Raw genomic sequence first — 15,050 nt, 5'->3', positions numbered from 1 at the left:
CGTCGGTTCGTCAACCCGGCCGACACGAGTGCGAAAATCGGATCCATGGACGAAATGCGTGCGCGTGAGGTATTGGTCGCTGCCGGACTGTCCGGCGGCGCGGAGCTGCTCGCGCTGGGCGAGAACGCGGTGTTCGCCGTGGACGATCTGGTGGTCAAGGTCGGCCGGGACGCCGTGCTCAGCCCGGAGCTGCGGGACCGGGCCGAGCGCGAAGTGGCGGTGGCACGGTGGCTGGCCGCCTCCGGCGTCCCCGCCGTACGGGCGGCCGAGCCCGGGGTGCGGCTGGTGGACGGTCATCCGGTGACGTTCTGGCACCGGCTGCCGACGGCCGTGCGCCCCGCCGAACCGCGCGATCTGGCGGGGCTGCTCAGGCTGGTCCACGCCCTGCCCGCCCCGGACGGGTTCACACTTCCGCCCCGGGAGCTGCTGGGCGGCGTCGAGCGCTGGCTACGTCTCGCGGGCGACGCGATCGACCCGGCCGACGCCGACTATCTGCGTGAGCGCCGTGACGGCTTCGCCGCGGCCGCGGCGACGCTGATCCCGCGTCTGACCCCCGGCCCGATCCATGGCGACGCCCTCCCCCGCAACGTGCACGTCGGCCCGGACGGGCCGGTGCTGGTCGATCTGGAGACCTTCTCGGCGGACCTGCGGGAGCACGATCTGGTGGTGCTCGCGCTGTCCCGGGACCGGTATGGTCTGCCCGTCGAGGCGTACGACGCCTTCACCACCGCGTACGGCTGGGACGTCCGCGAGTGGGACGGCTGCGCGGTACTGCGCGGCGCCCGGGAGACGGCGAGCTGCGCGTGGGTGTCTCAGCACGCGCCGACCAACCCCAAGGCGCTGGCGGAATTCCGCCGCAGGGTGGCGTCGCTGCGCGAGGGGGACGCGACCGTGCGGTGGTATCCGTTCTGAGGCCCCGTCCCGGGCTTCCCGGCGGGGCCGACGACCGCTTGTACGCTCCCGGCGGAGCGGAGGCCGCCCGTCGCCCGGTGAGCCCCGGCGGGCCGGGGCGCTCCCGCCCTCAGCCGGCCACCCGGGCGGGCTCCCGCAACGGCCAGTGGCCGTCCACCACCGCGTCCGCGGTGCCCTTGCGGCGCAGGAACTCCTGGAAGTCGGCCGCCCATCGCGCGTACCACTCCACCTGGCGCTCGTGCAGTTCGGCGGCGGTGAACCCGGCCACCGAGCCGTGCCGCTCGGCTATCGCGTACGCCACCCGGACCGCGGCGAGCGCGTCCGCCGCCGCGTCATGGGCGCCGCCGTGCACCACCCCGTACTCGACGCAGACCGCTTCGAGGGTCCGCTTCCCCTTCCGGTAGCGGTCGACGGCCCGGTCGATGGTGTACGGGTCGACGACCGGTCCGATCCCGGCGCCGTCGAGCCGGTCGCTCAGGGACGGCAGCCCGTGCCGGTGCAGCTCGGCCGTCAGCAGCGTCAGGTCGAAGGCCGCGTTGTACGCGACGACGGGGACGCCCCGGAGCCAGTGGCCGGTGAGCGTGTCGGCGATCTCGTCGGCCACCTCGCGCACCGGCCGCCCCTCGGCCGCCGCCCGCTCGCTGCTGATGCCGTGGATCGCCGACGCCTGCGCGGGGATCCGGATGCCCGGATCCGCCAGCCAGGTGCGCTGCCGCACCGGCTCCCCGTCCCCTATCTCGACGCCCACGACCGCGGCCGTCACGATCCGGGCCTCCAGCGGGTCCGTGCCCGTCGTCTCCAGGTCGAAGCCGACCAGCGCCTCCCGGTGCCAGCTCATCGGGTACCTCCTTCGTGTTCCTCCCCCATGTGGTGACCACCCTCGCACGCACCACTGACAACGGGCTCACGGCCCCTCAGGAGACGGGCCGGGAGTCCGTCCACACGGACTCGAACTCCTCGCGGTACGTCTCGAACAAGCCGTGCTCGCTGTCCTGCCCGGCCCGCACCACCGATCGCCCGCCGCCGCGCAGCACCAGCACCGGCGACTCCATGCCGCGTGCGCGCCGCAGATAGGGCTGCACCACCCCGACCGCGTCCGTCCCGTCTCCGTCCACGAGGTAGGCCGTGAAGCGCGGCGTCTCGTCGAAGACGTGGATCTCGAACGCTCCGGGGTCGCGGAGCCTGGAACGGACGCGGCGCATGTGGAGGATGTTCATCTCCACGGACCGGCTCAGTTCGCCCTTCTTGAGGCCCAGTTCCCGCTCGCGCCGCTTGACCGCGCTGCTCGCCGGGTTGATGAACAGCAGCCGGACCCGGCAGCCGGACTCGGCCAGCCGGATCAGCCTGCGGCCGGAGAAGTTCTGCACCAGCAGGTTGAGTCCGATGCCGATCGCGTCGAGGCGCCGTGAGCCGCCGAACAGGTCCTCGGCGGGCAGCTGGCGCTGGAGCCGCACCCGGTCGGGATGGACCGACACCACGTCCGCGTACCGGTCGCCGACCAGTTCCTCGACGGCGTCGACCGGGAGCCGGTCGGCCGACGGGACCGAGGCGCCGCCGCCCAGGATCTCCAGGAGCCGGGCGGAGGCGCGCTCGGCCTGGGCGAGGACCGCCTCGTTCAGCGCGCGGTTGCGGGAGACCACGTTGCGCGCGACCTCCAGCTCGTCGAGCGCCAGTTCGACCTCGCGGCGGTCGTCGAAGTAGGGCTCGAAGCACGGCCAGTGCTGGACCAGCAGCTCCCGCAGCTGGGGCAGGGTGAGAAAGCTGAGCACGTTGTCGTCGGCCGGATCGAGCAGATAGCCCTTGCGCCGGGAGACCTCGCGCACGGCGACGGCACGCTGCACCCACTCCTGCCCGGCGGGCCCGGCGGCGGCCACCACCCACTCCTCGCCGTGGACCGGCTCGTAGATGGGCCGGAGCACCGCCGCGACCACGGCCCGCAGCCGTTGCTCCACGAGGTTCAGCCAGATGTAGGCGCGTCCGGCCCGCTGGGCTCGGGTGCGCACCTCGCTCCAGGCGTCCGCCCCCCAGTCCAGTTCCGCGCCGATCTCCACGGGCCGGGCAAGCGAGACCGCCCCTGGTGGGGCATCGGCGGATTCCCCCTCGTGACCTGTGTCACCCGGGGGCAGCTCGAAGCCTTCCGAGCTCACCCGTGCACCGCCTTCCACTCCCCCACCAACGATCAAGGAAGGGTACTCCGCGAGCGTGATCCGGTGCAGCCGGATGCACAGGCTGCTTTCATCAACTCCCCAAGGTGGAAAGCGCGTTCCCCGGGGCGAGATCCGCCGTAGTGAGCGGATTCATAGCGATTGGACCCCCCGCCCGAGGCTTCGTTCCGGGGCCGGAGCGATTTCGGGGCCCGGGATTCCGGTCCTGGGGGCGACACGGAGCGGACCGATGTTGACCGGCCCGCGCGACGTCCTAGGAAGCCGCACCCGTTTCGGGGAAGATTCGAGAAGATCGGGAAGATACGGAATATTCATGAGAGACCGTGCTCGAACGACCCATAACCACCAGGCACCCGGATCAGAAGTGGAAGAGTCGAAGCTATGCAGGTCTGGCCGGGACAGGCGTATCCCCTCGGAGCCACGTACGACGGCGCCGGGACCAACTTCGCGGTCTTCTCGGAGGCCGCCCACCGAATCGAGTTGTGCCTGCTGCACGACGACGGTTCCGAGACGGCGGTGGAGCTCAGGGAGACCGACGCCTTCGTCCGCCACGCCTATCTGCCCGGGGTGATGCCCGGACAGCGGTACGGCTTCCGGGTGCACGGCCCGTACGAGCCCGAGCGCGGGGTCCGCTGCAATTCGGCGAAGCTGCTGCTCGATCCGTACGCCAGGGCCGTGGCCGGGCAGGTCCGGTGGGGCGAGGCGGTGTACGGCTATCCGTTCGGCCGGCCCGACGCGCGCAACGACCTCGACTCGGCGCCGCACACCATGACCTCGGTCGTGGTGAACCCGTACTTCGACTGGGGCGACGACCGGCGGCCGCGTACCGACTACCACCGCACGGTGATCTACGAGGCCCATGTGAAGGGCCTGACGATGCTCCATCCGGGGCTCCCGAAGGAGTTGCGCGGAACGTACGCGGGACTGGCCCATCCGGAGGTGATCGCCCATCTGACCGAACTCGGCGTCACCGCGATCGAACTGATGCCCGTTCACCAGTTCGTCCAGGACCACCGGTTGGTGGACGCGGGGCTGGCCAACTACTGGGGCTACAACACGATCGGGTTCTTCGCCCCGCACAACGACTACGCCTCCTGGGGCGACCGCGGCGAGCAGGTGCTGGAGTTCAAGCAGGCGGTGCGGGCACTGCACCAGGCGGGCATCGAGGTGATCCTCGACGTGGTCTACAACCACACCGCCGAGGGCAACCACCTGGGGCCGACGCTCTCCTTCCGGGGCCTCGACAACGCCTCGTACTACCGGCTCGCGGACGACCAGCGGTACTACATGGACACCACGGGGACGGGGAACTCCCTGCTGATGCGGTCGCCGCACGTGCTCCAGCTGATCATGGACTCGCTGCGGTACTGGGTCACGGAGATGCACGTCGACGGCTTCCGGTTCGATCTGGCGGCCACGCTGGCCCGGCAGTTCCACGAGGTGGACCGGCTGTCGTCGTTCTTCGACCTGGTGCAGCAGGATCCGGTGGTCAGCCAGGTGAAACTGATCGCCGAGCCGTGGGACGTGGGCGAGGGCGGCTACCAGGTCGGCAACTTCCCGCCGCTGTGGACCGAGTGGAACGGCAAGTACCGGGACACCGTGCGGGACCTGTGGCGGGGCGAGCCGCGGACGCTCGCCGAGTTCGCCGGACGGCTGACGGGCTCGTCCGACCTGTACCAGGACGACGGGCGGCGCCCGCTCGCCTCGATCAACTTCGCCACCTGCCACGACGGGTTCACGCTGCACGACCTGGTCGCATACAACGACAAGCACAACGAGGCCAACGGCGAGGGCAACCGGGACGGCGAGAGCTACAACCGGTCCTGGAACTGCGGGACGGAGGGCGAGACGGAGGACCCTGAGGTCCTGGAGCTCCGGATGCGGCAGATGCGGAACTTCGTCGCCACGCTGATGGTGTCCCAGGGCGTGCCGATGCTGAGCCACGGCGACGAGTTCGGGCGCACCCAGCGCGGCAACAACAACGCGTACTGCCAGGACAACGAGTTGTCGTGGGTGCACTGGCCGGACCCGGCCGACGCCGCGCGGAGCGGACCGCAGGGCGGCGTCCTGGACGGCGAGTCCGGGGCGGAGGACGGCGAGCGGGAGGACGGTGCGGGCGAGGCGGACGGTCTGGGCAGCAGCCTGCTGGAGTTCACCCGGGCGATGGTCTGGCTCCGCCGCGACCATCCGGTCTTCCGCCGCCGCCGGTTCTTCCACGGCCGTCCGGTCGAGGGCACGCACGACGAGCTGTCGGACATCGCGTGGTTCACGCCCGGGGGCCGGGAGATGACGCAGCGGGACTGGCAGGCGGCGCACGCCAAGGCGCTGACGGTCTTCCTCAACGGCCACGCGATCTCGGAGCCGGGGCCGCGCGGCGAGCGGATCTCCGACGACTCGTTCCTGCTGATGTTCAACGCGAGCGCCGAGACCCTGGAGTTCCGCGTGCCGGTGCATCACGGGCGGCAGTGGATGGTGGTCGTCGACACGGCGCGCCCGGCCGGGGTCCTGCCGGGCTGCGGGCCGAAGGTATCGGCGGGCGAACGGGTGACGCTGGTCGGGCGGAGCATGGCGGTGCTCCAGCGCCCGGCGTAGGCGCCGCGCACGACTGCCCGGTGCGGACGTCTCGCACGCCCGCGCGTACGTACGTGGCGAGACGCGGGGACGTGGAGTGCGAGGGTGTCCGGCGTACGCGCGCGGCGGGCGCGCCCGGCGCGGGCATCGGGCGCGGGTTCCAGGCGTGCACGCCCCGGCGCGTCGCGGGGCGGGCCGCGACACCGCCGGTCGGGCCCTTTGCGGCGTTCCGTGACACAGGGGCGCGCGGGCCGGGTACGTAACGGCGCATGACGCCCACCTCCACCTATCGGCTCCAGCTCCAGCCCGACTTCCCGTTCCCGGCCGCCGAGGACGCCGTGCCCTACCTCGCCGCACTCGGGGTCTCGCATCTGCATCTCTCCCCGGTCCTGGAGGCCGTGCCGGGCTCCCGGCACGGCTACGACGTGGTCGACCACGGGCGGGTGCGCGCCGAGCTCGGCGGCGAGGAGGGGCTGCGGCGGCTGGCCCGTACGGCCCGGGAGCACGGCCTCGGGCTGGTCGTGGACATCGTGCCGAACCACATGGCGGCCGTGCCGCGCCTCAACCGCCCGCTGTGGGAGGTGCTGCGCGAGGGCGCCGCGTCACCGTACGCGCGCTGGTTCGACATCGACTGGGAGGCGGGCGGCGGCAGGGTGCTGCTGCCGGTGCTCGGCGGGCGGATCGGCGACGAGCTGGACGCGTTCCGGGTCGACGGGGAGGTGCTCCGCCACGGCGAGCAGGAGTTCCCGCTCCGGGCCGGCACCGCGCACCTGCCGCTGCCGGAGCTGCTGGACGCCCAGCACTACCGGCTCTGCTGGTGGCGGCTGGCCCGTACCGAACTGAACTACCGCCGGTTCTTCACCATCTCCGGTCTCATCGGGGTGCGCGTCGAGGACCCGGAGATCTTCGACGCCACCCACGGCAAGATCCTCGAACTGGTCCGGGACGGGGTGATCGACGGGCTGCGCGTCGACCATCCGGACGGGCTCGCCGATCCCGGGGCGTATCTGGAGCGACTCGCGGCCGCGGCCGACGGACGGTGGACGGTCGTGGAGAAGATCCTCACCGGTGACGAGCCGCTCCCCGCCGACTGGCCCGTCGCGGGGACGACCGGGTACGACGCGCTGCACCGGATCGACGGTCTCTTCGTCGACCCGATGGGGGCCGCGGAGCTGATCGGACGCTACCGGGAGCACGCGGGACCGGCCATGGACCGCGGCGGGTCGTGGAAGGCGACCGTCCGACGCGCCGCGCACGAGGTCGTGACGCACGAGCTGGCCGCGGAGACCGGCCTGCTCACCAGGCTTGCCGCACGCGTCTGCGCCGAGGACCCCGCGCTGCGCGACCACGCGCCGTGGGCCCTGCACGCCGCCGTTCGCGAGCTGCTGGTGCGCATGCCGGTCTACCGCGCGTACGTGACGGCGGACGGTCCGCGCCCGAGGGCGGCCTCCGCGGTGGGCCCGGGGGCTCCCCCGGATGTGGAACCCGGGACGCCCCCGGAGACGCTGCCGGACGTGGTCGTGCGCGATGCGAAGGCGGCGTTCGCCGTGCCGGAGGAGGCGTCGGCGGTGGACGTGGTGCGGGACCTGGCGCTCGGTCGGCTGGGCGGGGGGCCCGACCGGGCCGCGTTCTGCGCCCGGTTCGCGCAGACCGCGTCGGCGCTGCGCGCCAAGTCGGTCGAGGACACGGCGTTCTACCGGTACGTCCCGCTGGTCTCGGCGAACGAGGTGGGCGGTGACCCGGGGCGGCCGGCCGTGACACCGGACGAGTTCCACGCGTTCTGCGCCCGGCTGGCCCGGGAGCGGCCCGCCACGGCCACGGTCCTGACCACGCACGACACCAAGCGGAGCGCCGATGTGCGGGCCCGCGTCGCGGTGCTGACGGAGTGCCCGGAGCAGTGGTCCTGGCTGGTGGTGGAGCTGGCGCGGACGACCCCCACGACCGCGCCCGACGAGCAGTTCGCGTGGCAGGCGTGGCAGACGGCCGCGGGCTGCGCGCGGCTGCCGGCCGGGGAGGCGGCGGGACGGCTGGAACCGGCACTGCTGAAGGCGGTGCGCGAGGCGGGACTGTCCACCACGTGGACCGAGCGCGATCCGGGGTACGAGCGGGCGGTGACGGACTTCGTCGCGGCCGGACCGGCGGCGGACGGCGGTCGGGTGCGCGAGACGCTGGACCGGTTCACGGCCACGCTCGCCCCGTACGCGCGGGCCAATGTGCTCTGCGCGGCGCTGGTGCATCTGACGATGCCGGGCGTGCCGGATCTGTACCAGGGCACGGAACGCGAGTACGTGGCGCTGGTCGACCCGGACAACCGGCGGCCCTTCCGCCTCCCGCCCGAGGACGGCCCCTGCGAGGAGAAGGCGGAACTCACGTCGGTGGTACTGCGGCTGCGGCGCGAGCGGCCCGGGGTGTTCGGGGAATCCGGTACGTACGTCCCGCTGAGCGCGCGCGGTCCGGCGGCCGCGCACTGTCTGGCGTTCTGCCGCTCGGGCGAGGTGGTCACGGCGGTGACCCGGCTGTCGCTGCGGCTGGCGGAGTCGGGCGGCTGGCACGACACGGAGCTGGTGCTCCCGGACGACGGGCCGTGGACCGATCTGCTGACGCCGGGCCGGAAGTTCACCGGGCCCTCGGTCGCGGTCGCCGAGCTGTTCGCCGAACGGCCGGTGGCGCTGCTCGCCCGGACCGGGACCGGCTGAGGGCCGTCCGGCAAAACCCGTGGCCGTTCCCTTGTCCCGCTCACCGCTTCCACCGGCCCACAGCCGTGCGCACCGGGTGACCCACTCGTGCCGTGACGGCCCACTTGTGCGGGTCCGCGCCCCAGCGCACCGCCGCCGGACCGACCTGCCTGCTCGACCGGACCGGGCACGGCCGGTCGGGTCCGGCGCGCGTCGGGCGTCGCCGTCAGGCGGGAGGTTCGACGGCGGGCGCGGTGAGCCGGAAGCTCATTCCCCCGAAGCTCACCTGGTCCCCCTCGCGGACCCGTACCACACCGACGACGCGCTGCCCGTTGACGCAGGTGCCGTTGGTCGAGCCGAGGTCGCGGAGCATCCAGCGGCCGTCCCGCGTGGTGAGTTCGGCGTGGAGCCGGGAGACGGACTCGTGGTTGAGCCGCAGTCCGTTGCCGGGATCGCGGCCGATCAGCAGGGGGTACGGACCGGGGACGGGAAGCAGGAGCCTCGGCAGCCGTTCGGTCCGCCAGACCCGGCGCACCCGGCCCGGGAAGCCGGACACCCCGCCCACGGCCTTCAGCAGCCGCCGCGACCAGCGGCCCTCGCTCCCCGCCAGGTCTGCGGTAAGGACGGACAGTTCCTCCGGGCTCCGGGCGACGAGAGCCAGTTCCATGCGGCGCAAGAACGTGTCGTGCGACAGCTTGCCCTGTGCGGCGCCGTCTCTGAGTACGCCGATCACACGGTCGCGCTGGGCGTCCGACGGCCGCGCGGGGTACGTGTGGGACTCGAAGGGGGACGTCACACGCCCAATTGTCGGCCCGACCGCCCTGGAGTGTCCAGAAGAACCCCGGCCCGTACGGGCACGCTTCCGTCCGGGCCGCGCGCCGCCGCGAAATCCGGGAGCGGTGCCGGGGAGCGGTTGCTACCGTCTCCCGCCTCGCGCCGCCCGTGGTCCCCGGGCGGCCTTCCGCAACCGTCGAGGAGACCTCGTGCCCCCAGCTTCACCGGAAGCGACGTCACAGGAACTGACCATCCGTCCGCTGACCGGCCCGGACGAACTCGGGCTCTTTCTCCGGCTGTCCTACCTCCTCGACGACGAGCTCGCCGAGGACCTGGAGAGCGGGCGCCGACGTCCCGGGTGGATGTGGGTGGCGCTGCGCGGCGAGCGCGTGGTGGCCCGGATCGCCTGGTGGAGCCGGGACGGGGACGCCCCTCTGCTCCTCGACGTCTTCGACCTGGACGACACCCTGCCAGGCCCCGAACGCGAGGAGGCGGGCCTGCGGCTGCTGGAGACGGCGACGGCGGCGGTCGTACCGGCCGGCGCGACGCGCCCCGAGTACGGCCGTTTCGTACCGCCGGACTGGCGCGAGGACCCGGCCACCCGTGAGGGCGTCGAGGCGCGGATCCGGGTGATGGAGCGCTCCGGGGCGCGGATGCTGGTGGAGCGGCTGCGCCTGGAGTGGCGCGCCGGTACGCCGGTCCCGCCGGACGACGGGCGGCTGCGGTTCCGCCCGGTGGAAGGTCGTGAGGATCTGCTCGCGCTGATGACGGCGGTGATGGAGGGCACCCTGGACGCCCACGGCCGGGCCGACCTGGCGTCCGGGCTCAGCGCCCGGGAGGCGGCCGAGAAGCACTACGACGAGGAGCTGGCCCTGTACGCCACGCCGCGCGAGTGGTGGCGGATCGCCGAACTGCCGGACGGCGAGCCGGTCGGGTTCGTGATCCCGGCGCGCAACGACTACAACCCGGTCATCGCGTACATCGGTGTCCTTCCCGCCCGGCGCGGCCACGGGTACGTGGACGGCATCCTCTCCGAGGGGACCCGGCTGCTGGCCGCGCAGGACGGAGTGGACCGGATCCGGGCCGCGACCGATCTCGGCAACGCGCCGATGGCCGCGTCCTTCGCCCGCCTCGGCTATGCGGAGTTCGGGCGGTCCTTCGCCATGGTCTGGGACTGACCGTCCCGGCGGGCGAGTTCCGCCAGCCACTCCAGACGCAGGCGCTGTTCGGCGGGGATCGTCGCGTCCTCGCCGCGCGGCCCCACGTTGAGCAGCACGTTGCCGCCCTCCGCCGCCGTCTCGCGGACGAGCGCCTCCAGCGCGTCCCGGCCGAGGAACGCCTCGGGCGGGGAGTTGCGGTTGTAGCCGAAGCTGTGGTCGACGCCGCGGGTGATCTCGTACGGGTCGGGGCCGGTGCGACGGGCGAACTCGGGCGTGCGGAAGTCGTGGTACGGGGGCTTGCGGGGGACGAACCCCTCGCCCCGGGCGACGGTGCGGTGCTCGCGGCGGTCGTACAGCGCCCTGGCCCCCGGCAGCCGCAGCGCGCGCCACATCGGTGTGTACGGGTACAGCCGGTCGTTGACGACGCCGTGCGGGACGGTGAACCGGTAGTACGCGAGGAGCCGCTGGACATCGGCCCGGGAGGCGGGCCAGGCGATGTAGTTCCAGAGGATGTCGGGGTGGTAGCGGCGGATCAGTTCGCGCACCTGCGCGTCCGCGTAGGCGGGGTAGCCGCCGCGCGGGACCGCGGAGACGGTGTCCGCGGCGGTGCCGATGGGACGGTCGTCGAAGGTCCAGTCGAGTCCTCCGGAGTAGTGGACGCCGAAGCGCATCCCCTCCGCCCGTACGGCCTCGGCGAACTCCCCGACCACGTCGCGCGCGGTGTGCCAGCCGGTGCGGTGCGGGTTGGCGACCTCGGAGCGCCAGAGGCAGAACCCGTCGTGGTGCTTGGTGACGAGGACGGCGTAGCGGGCACCGGCGGCCCGGAACTCGCGGGCCCAGGCGGCCGGGTCCCAGGAGTCCAGCGCGTCGTTGAAGTCGCCGCCGAAGGCGGTGTAGGGGCGGGTGCCGTAGGTGGCCCGGTGGTGGGCGAAGACGGGGCTTCCGGGAAAGCGGAGCGCGTTCTCGTACCACTCGGCGTACGCCGTCCAGGCGAGCGGGGCGCGCCGGCCCTCCGCCGGGAGTTCGTCCGGGGGGACGTACGGCGGGGCCCAGCCCGGCACGGAGGCGGGCGTCCAGTGCACGAAGATCCCCAGTCGGGCCCGGGACCACCACGAAGCGACCATGGCGCGAAGTATTGATCACGCGCGGGGCCGTTCGTAAGGCCCGGGCGGCCGTGAATGGGCGGCCGTGAGGGACCCGGGCGCGGGACGCCGTCAGGCGTGCCCGGCCGCCGCGTGTCCGTTCTTCTGGGCGTGGATCAGGTCGCGGTACCAGGCGTAGGAGTCCTTGGGGGTGCGGCGCAGCGTCTCGTAGTCGATGTGCACCAGTCCGAAGCGCTTGCTGGCCCCCTCGATCCACTCGACGTTGTCGGTCAGCGACCAGGTGAAGTAGCCGCGGACGTCGACGCCCGCGCCGATCGCGGCGTGCAGGGCCTTCAGATGTCCTTCGAGGTAGGCGATCCGGCGGGCGTCGCGGGCGGGTTCGTCGACGGCGCAGCCGTTCTCGGTGATGTACAGCGGCGGGAGGCGGTCGCCGAAGCGGGCGTGCAGTTGCACGAGGGTTTCGCGCAGTCCGTCGGGGACGACGGGCCAGCCGAAGTCGGTCTTCTCGTAACCCTCTATCTCCCGGATGCCGAAGGGGAGTTCGGCGGGCATCTCGAAGCCGGAGAAGGAGTCGAGGGCCTGTGCGTCGGGGGCGCCGACGAGGGTGGGGTTGTAGTAGTTGACGCCGTACCAGTCGAGCGGGGTGGAGATGGTCGCGAGGTCGTCCGCGACCGGGCCGGGCATCAGCGCGGCGAAGTTCTCGTCGGGGTAGCGGCCGGTGAGGATGGGGTCGGCGAAGAGCCAGTTGCTGATCGTGTCGTACAGCTCCGCCCCGAAACGGTCCTCCTCGCGGTCGCCGGCGGGCCAGACCGGGGTGTGCGAGACGGCGACGCCGATGTTGTCGGCGCCCGCGCCGCGCAGCGCGCGCACGGCCAGTCCGTGGGCGAGGAGCTGGTGGTGGGCGGCGGGCAGGGCGTCGAAGAGGAGGGTGTGGCCCGGCGCGTGCCGGCCGAGCGCGTAGCCGAGCAGGGTCACCTCGGCCGGTTCGTTGATGGTGATCCACATCGGTACGCGGTCGGCGAGGCGTTCGGCGACGATGCCCGCGTACTCCGCGAAGCGGTAGGCGGTGTCCCGGTTGAGCCAGCCGCCCGCCTCGTCCAGCGGCAGCGGGGTGTCCCAGTGGTAGAGGGTGGGGGCGGGGGTGATGCCGTGGGCGCACAGCTCGTCGACGAGGCGGTCGTAGAAGTCGAGGCCCTGCGGGTTGACGGCGCCGCTGCCGCCGGGCACCACGCGCGGCCAGCTGATGGAGAACCGGAAGGCGTCGGCGCCGAGCCCGGCCAGGAGGGCGACGTCCTCGCGGTAGTGCTGGTGGAATCCGGTGCCCCGGCCGACGTCGGTGCCGTCCTTGATACGTCCGGGCTGTGCGGCGAAGGCGTCCCAGCCGGAGGGCCCCTTGCCGTCAGTGTCGGTCGCCCCCTCCGTCTGGAACGCGGAGGCTGATGCCCCCCAGAGGAAACCGGGCGGGAACACGGGCACGGCGGACGCGGCCGCGGTCGCGGTCGTCGCGGCCCCGCCCGTCCCGGACCCGTTCGGCGCCGGCGCGGCGGGCACTGGCGCGTTCGGCATCGGCACATTCGACCGCGGCACGTTCATCTCGGCCTCCACAGCCGTAAGAGGGAGTGCGTATTGAGCGAAAGCGGGCAGGGCAATGATCAGGACCAGACCTTAATCGCCGGTAAGGGGCTCGATCCAGTGTCGTGAGTCAGCCGTCGCGGCTGCTGCCGACGACGGGGCACGGGTGCGCGAGAAGACGAGGAGCGTTGCATGCTGTTCGAGGTATGGGCACCGGACGCGGACGCGGTCGATCTGTGGCTGGCGGGCGCGCGGAGGGCGATGGCGCCTGACGCCGAGCGGGCCGGCTGGTGGACGGTGGAGGCCGAGGCGTCGGACGGGGACCGCTACGGATTCGTCCTGGCCGGGGGCGGGAACGAGGACGGCGGCGCGCACGGGGAACGGAACGGGGACGGGGAACGAGGCGAGGGCGAGGCCGATCGGGTACGCGTGCTGCCCGACCCCCGTTCGCGCCGCCAGCCGGACGGGCCGGACGGGCCGAGCGCCGTCGTCGACCACTCGGCGTACGCCTGGCGCAACGCCTGGGCGGGGCGGGGGCTGCCGGGCGCCGTCCTGTACGAGCTGCACATCGGTACGTTCACGCCGGAGGGCACCTTCGACGCCGCGGCGGCCCGGCTCGGCCATCTCACCGCACTGGGCGTCACCCATGTGTCGCTGATGCCGGTGTGCCCCTTCCCCGGCACCCGCGGCTGGGGGTACGACGGGGTGGCGCCCTGGGCCGTTCACGAGCCGTACGGCGGCCCGTCGGGCCTGAAGCGCTTCGTCGACACGGCGCACGGTCTGGGACTCGCGGTGGTCCTGGACGTGGTGCACAACCACCTCGGCCCGTCGGGCAACCACCTCCCGGCCTTCGGCCCGTACTTCACCGACACCCACCACACCCCGTGGGGCGCGGCGGTCAACCTCGACGCACCCGGCTCGGACGAGGTGCGGGCCTATCTGCTGGGCAGCGCGCTCGCCTGGCTGCGGGACTACCGGATCGACGGGCTGCGGCTGGACGCGGTCCACGCGCTGGCCGACTCCCGGGCGCTGACCTTTCTGGAGGAGCTGTCCGCGGCAGCCGACGCGCTCTCCGCCGAACTGGGCCGCCCGCTCCCGCTGATCGCCGAGTCCGACCGCTGCGATCCCCGGACGACCACACCCCGCGAGGCCGGCGGCATCGGACTGCACGCCCAGTGGAACGACGACTTCCACCACGCCCTGCACACCGCGCTGACCGGCGAGTCCCAGGGGTACTACGCGGACTTCGCCGCCGCCCCGCTGGCCGCCGTCGCCAAGACGGTGACCAGCGGGTTCTTCCACAACGGTACGTACTCCGCCTTCCGCGGCCGGACCCACGGCCGCCCGGTCGACATCGCCCGCACCCCGGCCCACCGTTTCGTCGGCTACGCCCAGACCCACGACCAGATCGGCAACCGGGCACGGGGCGACCGGCTCGCCGCCACGCTCTCCCCCGGCCTGCTGGCCTGCGCCGCCGCGCTCGTGCTGACCGGCCCCTTCACCCCGATGCTGTTCATGGGCGAGGAATGGGGCGCCCGCTCCCCCTGGCAGTACTTCACCGACCACACGGATCCGGCGCTGGCCGAGGCGGTCCGCACCGGTAGGCGACGCGAGTTCGCGTCGCACGGCTGGGCCGCCGACGACGTCCCCGACCCGCAGGCCCCGGCCACCCGTGACCGCTCCTGCCTGGACTGGAGCGAACCGTACCGGGAGCCGCACGCCCGCCTGCTGGCCTGGTACCGGCGGCTGATCTCGCTGCGCCGCACGCTGCCCGACCTCGCCGACCCCGACCTGGCGTCGGTGCGCACCGCGTTCGACGAGCACGCGCGCTGGCTGGCCTACCGGCGGGGCGATCTGCGCATGGCCGTCAACCTCGACGGGAGACCGGCCACGATCCCGCTGGGCGACGGGCGGCGCAGGGGCGGCTTCGGCCGGGTGGTGGCGGCGTGGGAGCCCGTCGAAGCGCCGGGGAGCGACGGGCTGCTGCACCTGCCGCCGGAGTCGTGCGTGCTGCTGGCCGACGACTGAGAGCCTGTCGGGTGACCTCTGATCGGGCGGACGCGGCGTGGCACGCACGCTTCCGGCGCCTTGGAATCGCACGCACCACGCCGCGCCCGC

10 protein-coding genes are annotated in these 15,050 nt (G+C 73.1%); 5 read left to right on the top strand and 5 right to left on the bottom strand.

The genetic code is table 11. The features are described 5' to 3' along the window. The first annotated feature begins 45 nt into the window (after nt 1-45). A complete protein-coding gene (locus AB0E67_RS13255) occupies nt 46-912 on the top strand; it encodes an aminoglycoside phosphotransferase family protein (RefSeq protein WP_362025075.1) in 867 nt (288 codons plus the stop codon). 109 nt (nt 913-1,021) lie between these two features. Here the strand turns inward: AB0E67_RS13255 and AB0E67_RS13250 are convergent, their stop codons facing one another. Then, nucleotides 1,022-1,750, bottom strand: coding sequence for a 3'-5' exonuclease (locus tag AB0E67_RS13250; protein WP_362025072.1), 729 nt, complete (start codon nt 1,748-1,750; stop codon nt 1,022-1,024). A 76-nt stretch (nt 1,751-1,826) separates the two neighbouring features. Beyond that, complete coding sequence (locus AB0E67_RS13245; RefSeq protein WP_362025069.1) at nt 1,827-3,059, bottom strand: SAV2148 family HEPN domain-containing protein; 1,233 nt, start codon at nt 3,057-3,059, stop codon at nt 1,827-1,829. Between the two features lie 399 nt (nt 3,060-3,458). Here AB0E67_RS13245 and glgX point away from each other — a divergent pair, with 399 nt between their 5' ends. Together glgX and treY are read left to right on the top strand one after the other, a co-directional pair. After that, a complete protein-coding gene (gene glgX / locus AB0E67_RS13240; RefSeq protein ID WP_362025066.1) occupies nt 3,459-5,669 on the top strand; it encodes a glycogen debranching protein GlgX in 2,211 nt (736 codons plus the stop codon). Between the two features lie 248 nt (nt 5,670-5,917). After that, nucleotides 5,918-8,344: a malto-oligosyltrehalose synthase gene (gene treY, locus AB0E67_RS13235; protein WP_362025063.1), complete on the top strand. Its 2,427-nt coding sequence runs from the start codon at nt 5,918-5,920 to the stop codon at nt 8,342-8,344. Nucleotides 8,345-8,549: 205 nt separating this feature from the next. On the opposite strand, the gene AB0E67_RS13230 is transcribed toward treY, so the two are convergent. Then, on the bottom strand, nt 8,550-9,119 hold the full coding sequence (locus AB0E67_RS13230) for a DUF1707 and FHA domain-containing protein (protein ID WP_362025060.1): 570 nt from the start codon (nt 9,117-9,119) through the stop codon (nt 8,550-8,552). Nucleotides 9,120-9,306: 187 nt separating this feature from the next. On the opposite strand from AB0E67_RS13230, the gene AB0E67_RS13225 reads away from it, so the two are divergent. Further along, nucleotides 9,307-10,275: a GNAT family N-acetyltransferase gene (locus tag AB0E67_RS13225; RefSeq protein ID WP_362025058.1), complete on the top strand. Its 969-nt coding sequence runs from the start codon at nt 9,307-9,309 to the stop codon at nt 10,273-10,275. Here the strand turns inward: AB0E67_RS13225 and AB0E67_RS13220 are convergent. After that, a complete protein-coding gene (locus AB0E67_RS13220) occupies nt 10,233-11,381 on the bottom strand; it encodes an alpha-L-fucosidase (RefSeq protein WP_362025055.1) in 1,149 nt (382 codons plus the stop codon). The two genes, AB0E67_RS13225 and AB0E67_RS13220, sit on opposite strands and share 43 nt — an antisense overlap. A gap of 90 nt (nt 11,382-11,471) precedes the next feature. Continuing rightward, nucleotides 11,472-12,926, bottom strand: a complete 1,455-nt coding sequence (locus AB0E67_RS13215; RefSeq protein WP_362025052.1) for a GH1 family beta-glucosidase — start codon at nt 12,924-12,926, stop codon at nt 11,472-11,474. A gap of 198 nt (nt 12,927-13,124) precedes the next feature. Here AB0E67_RS13215 and treZ point away from each other — a divergent pair, with 198 nt between their 5' ends. After that, nucleotides 13,125-14,960, top strand: coding sequence for a malto-oligosyltrehalose trehalohydrolase (gene treZ, locus AB0E67_RS13210; protein WP_362025049.1), 1,836 nt, complete (start codon nt 13,125-13,127; stop codon nt 14,958-14,960). Nucleotides 14,961-15,050: the final 90 nt, after the last annotated feature.

Source organism: Streptomyces sp. NPDC032161, from assembly GCF_040636995.1.
GTDB lineage: Bacteria > Actinomycetota > Actinomycetes > Streptomycetales > Streptomycetaceae > Streptomyces.
Note: the sequence above shows the minus strand (reverse complement) of the source record. Positions and strands in the feature narration are given on the sequence as shown.